At 71.4% G+C, this 3,130-nt stretch carries 4 protein-coding genes and 1 tRNA gene; 4 read left to right on the top strand and 1 reads right to left on the bottom strand.

Features of this window, described 5'->3' with window-relative positions; all coding sequences use genetic code 11:
- Positions 1-17 precede the first annotated feature (17 nt).
- From glpR to JF597_RS52820, 3 genes are all read left to right on the top strand, one after another.
- Positions 18-1,322 (top strand): gephyrin-like molybdotransferase receptor GlpR, encoded by a 1,305-nt coding sequence (glpR, locus tag JF597_RS52830; protein ID WP_294014081.1) that lies wholly within the window; start codon positions 18-20, stop codon positions 1,320-1,322.
- 88 nt (positions 1,323-1,410) lie between these two features.
- A tRNA-Ala gene (locus JF597_RS52825) sits at positions 1,411-1,484 on the top strand.
- 85 nt (positions 1,485-1,569) lie between these two features.
- Positions 1,570-1,974, top strand: coding sequence for a VOC family protein (locus JF597_RS52820; RefSeq protein ID WP_294014079.1), 405 nt, complete (start codon positions 1,570-1,572; stop codon positions 1,972-1,974).
- Positions 1,975-2,292: 318 nt separating this feature from the next.
- Here the strand turns inward: JF597_RS52820 and JF597_RS52815 are convergent, their stop codons facing one another.
- Positions 2,293-2,769, bottom strand: coding sequence for a GNAT family N-acetyltransferase (locus JF597_RS52815; RefSeq protein WP_294014078.1), 477 nt, complete (start codon positions 2,767-2,769; stop codon positions 2,293-2,295).
- A gap of 47 nt (positions 2,770-2,816) precedes the next feature.
- On the opposite strand from JF597_RS52815, the gene JF597_RS52810 reads away from it, so the two are divergent.
- Positions 2,817-3,130, top strand: a 314-nt coding sequence (locus JF597_RS52810; RefSeq protein ID WP_294014077.1) for an endonuclease/exonuclease/phosphatase family protein, incomplete at its 3' end; no start/stop codon positions are given.

Genomic DNA, 3,130 nt, shown 5'->3' with positions numbered 1-3,130 from the left:
CCTCTACCGTGTGAGGCGTGAGCAGCAGCGGCCTCATCTACGCAGTCATTGTCGGGGCCTGGGCCGCCTACTTGGTGCCGATGTGGCTCCGTAGGCAGGACGAGCTGAACGAGGCCCGTCCGACGGAACGCTTCAGCACGGCCATCCGGTTGCTGTCCGGACGGGCGGGCATGGAGCGTCGGTACGCCAAGGACCTGCGCGCGCGCTCCACCGACGAGGGGGAGCGCGGCGCCGACGAACCGGATGCCGTCACCGAGTCGGTGGACGTCCGGGCCTTCGCCATGCCTCCGACCCGTCCACAGGCCCAGGCGACGGTCCAGCCGTCGGCTTCGGAGCGCCGGGAGGCGACGCGCGAGCCCGCGCGTGAAGCCGGCAGGGAAGCGGGACACGGCGAACCGGCTGGCGCGAAAACGAACGCGCCCGCGCCCGAACACGGTGGCGCGCCCACGCGCAAGCAGGCACCCGCACCCGCCGACTCGGCGCACTCCCAGGCTCAGCCGCACGCCCCCGCACCCCGGCGCACGGCCGCCGCGGAAGCGGCCGCGGCGCGCGCCCGGCGCATGAAGGTACTCGCGCGGCGACGGCGTACGACCGTGATGCTCTTCATGGCCTTCACGCTCGGCGCGATCGTCGCCGCCGTCGGAGGACTCGCCTTCCTGTGGGCGCCCGGCGTGCCCGCCGTGATGCTCAGTGCGTACATCGCGCACCTGCGCTCCCAGGAACGCCGCCGCTTCGCCTACCAGATGGACCGGCGCCGGGCCGAGGCCGCCGCACAGCGACTGCGGGAACGCGCGCGCCAGCCGCGCCGGCGCGCGTCCGTGAGCACCGGCGTGGACGCCGGCGAACCGGAAGAGGGACCGGGGACGGAGACCGACACCGGGCTCTCGGCGCTCGCCGCCGACCGGCGCGCCCTCGTCGAGCAGACCGATCACGCCGAGTGGATCGACCAGCAGCGCGAACGGCAGCACAGGCCCGGGCACGGGGACAGCTGGGACCCGGTACCGGTGCCGCTGCCGACGTACGTGACCGCGCCGGTCGCTCCGCGGGCCACCTCGGACGTGGACCTCGGGGCGCCGGACGCGTGGAGTTCGGCGCGCTCCAGCAGTGCCGCCGGTCCCGAGCAGTCGGCCCAGGAGGCGACGCCCGTCGCGGAGGACGAGGAGTCGGAGGAACTGCCGGACGACGCCGAGGACAGGTCGTCGGCGGGCGGCCGCAGCGACGCCCGCCGCGCCGCCTCCGCCCGCCGCGCACGCGAGCGTGGCCGTACGCCGCTCTTCGACCAGTACGAGGAAGGCGACCGGCCGCGCGCGGCCAACGAGTGACGGACGGGGCGGGATCACCGCGCCCTGACCAGCCGGGAACGGATTTCCAGGCACCCGGACCGGGATGCTAGAGTTTCACTCGTTGCAAGGGCCTGTGGCGCAGTCCGGTAGCGCACCTCGTTCGCATCGAGGGGGCCAGGGGTTCGAATCCCCTCAGGTCCACGCAGCCCAAAGCCCCTGCCGGGGACTCCCGGTAGGGGCTTTGGCATGCCCTACAGCGGCATGATGGCTTCCCATGAGGACACAGGTGACGTTCGACAGTGCCGACCCGCACGCTCAGGCCGCCTTCTGGGCGCAGGTGGTCGGGTCCGCGGTGGAGGACCACTCGGCGCTGGTTGACCAGTTGGTCGCCGACGGTCGCATGCCCGCAGACGACAGGATCGTGATCAACGGCCGCTCCGCGTTCCGGGACGTGGCAGCGTGCAGCGACCCGGCAAGTACCGAGCCCCGCTTCTACTTTCAGCGTGTGCCCGAGGGCAAGACCGCGAAGAACCGGGTGCATCTCGACATCCACGTCGATGCCGACCAGAAGGCAGCCGAGGTAGCGCGACTGGAAGCGCTCGGCGCACGACTGATCGAGACGCACAGCGACCGCGGGCCTGTGACGTACGTCATGCGCGACCCGGAAGGCAACGAGTTCTGCCTGCACTGACGATCCAACCGGCTAACGGGTGATCGCGTGCCCCTGCCATACAGCTCAGCGCCCTGCCTGGTCGCGGAACCGTCGCCAGGGATAGCCTGCCGGTCCGTCTGGAAACGCTCCGGGAGGCCCCTGTGCATACCGCCGTCTTCCTGCTGAGAAGCGTGCTTGGCCTGGGTGGCGGTCTCGTGCGCGCATGGGAGCTCAACCGCCAGGCCTCAGGGCACGGTTGGAGGAAGCCCCGAGCCCTCGCAGCGACGGCGGCTTTGTTTCTCGCCGCTCTGCTCGCCACCTAGGGATGCCCGGCGGGACCTGCGGGCACCGGCGTTCTCACAGCGCCTTGGCGAAGCACCTGCTGTCCTCGTGGAAGCGGTAGTAGCCGAACTTCACGCACGGCTCGTAACCGCTCGACGTGTACAGGGCGATGGCCTCCGGCTGCTTGGTGCCGGTCTCCAGGACCATGCGGGTGCGGCCGGCCACGCGGGCGTCGTTCTCCAGGGCGGCGAGGATGCGGCGGGCGAGGCCCCGGCCGCGCGCCACGTCGACGACGTACATGCGCTTGAGCTCGGCGTCGCCGTCCAGGTTGCCCTCGCCGTTCGCGTCCCGGGCACGCCAGCCGCCCGTGGCCACGGGGGAGCCCATCTCGTCGTACGCGATGAGGAAGATGCCGGTGGGCGGCTCGAAGTCTTCCGGTGCCAGGGTCGTGGCGTCGCCGCCGTCGCCGTAACGGACGTGGTACTCGGCCTGTACCTGGTCGTTCAGCTTCACGGCGTCAGGGTGGTCGAAGGCGACCTGGCGTATCTGCATGCTCATCACCATAAATTTTGATCAGATCGGCAACAAAGTCCGCTCCAGTGTGCCGGTATCGTGCGCGGGTGCTCACTGTGACCTCCGCCAACGTGAATGGACTGCGCGCCGCCGCGAAGAAGGGCTTCGTGGAGTGGCTCGCGGACACCTCCGCCGATGTGCTCTGCCTGCAGGAGGTGCGCGCCGAGCCGCAGCAGCTGCCCGAGGGGGTCCGAGCCCCCGAGGGCTGGCACGTGGTGCACGCGCCCGCCGCCGCCAAGGGGCGCGCCGGTGTCTCCCTCTACACCCGCCGGGAGCCGGACCGTGTCCGGATCGGCTTCGGGTCGGCCGAGTTCGACACCAGCGGGCGGTACGTCGAGGC

The organism is Streptomyces sp. (genome assembly GCF_019510245.1).
Classification (GTDB): domain Bacteria; phylum Actinomycetota; class Actinomycetes; order Streptomycetales; family Streptomycetaceae; genus Streptomyces.
The sequence above is the reverse complement of the archived record's forward strand: the minus strand, read 5'-3'. Positions and strand labels throughout refer to the sequence as shown.

Excerpts from the sequence above, each read along its gene's own strand:
- JF597_RS52815 (WP_294014078.1), bottom strand. The coding sequence starts at position 2,769 with ATGCAGATACGCCAGGTCGCCTTCGACCACCCTGACGCCGTGAAGCTG.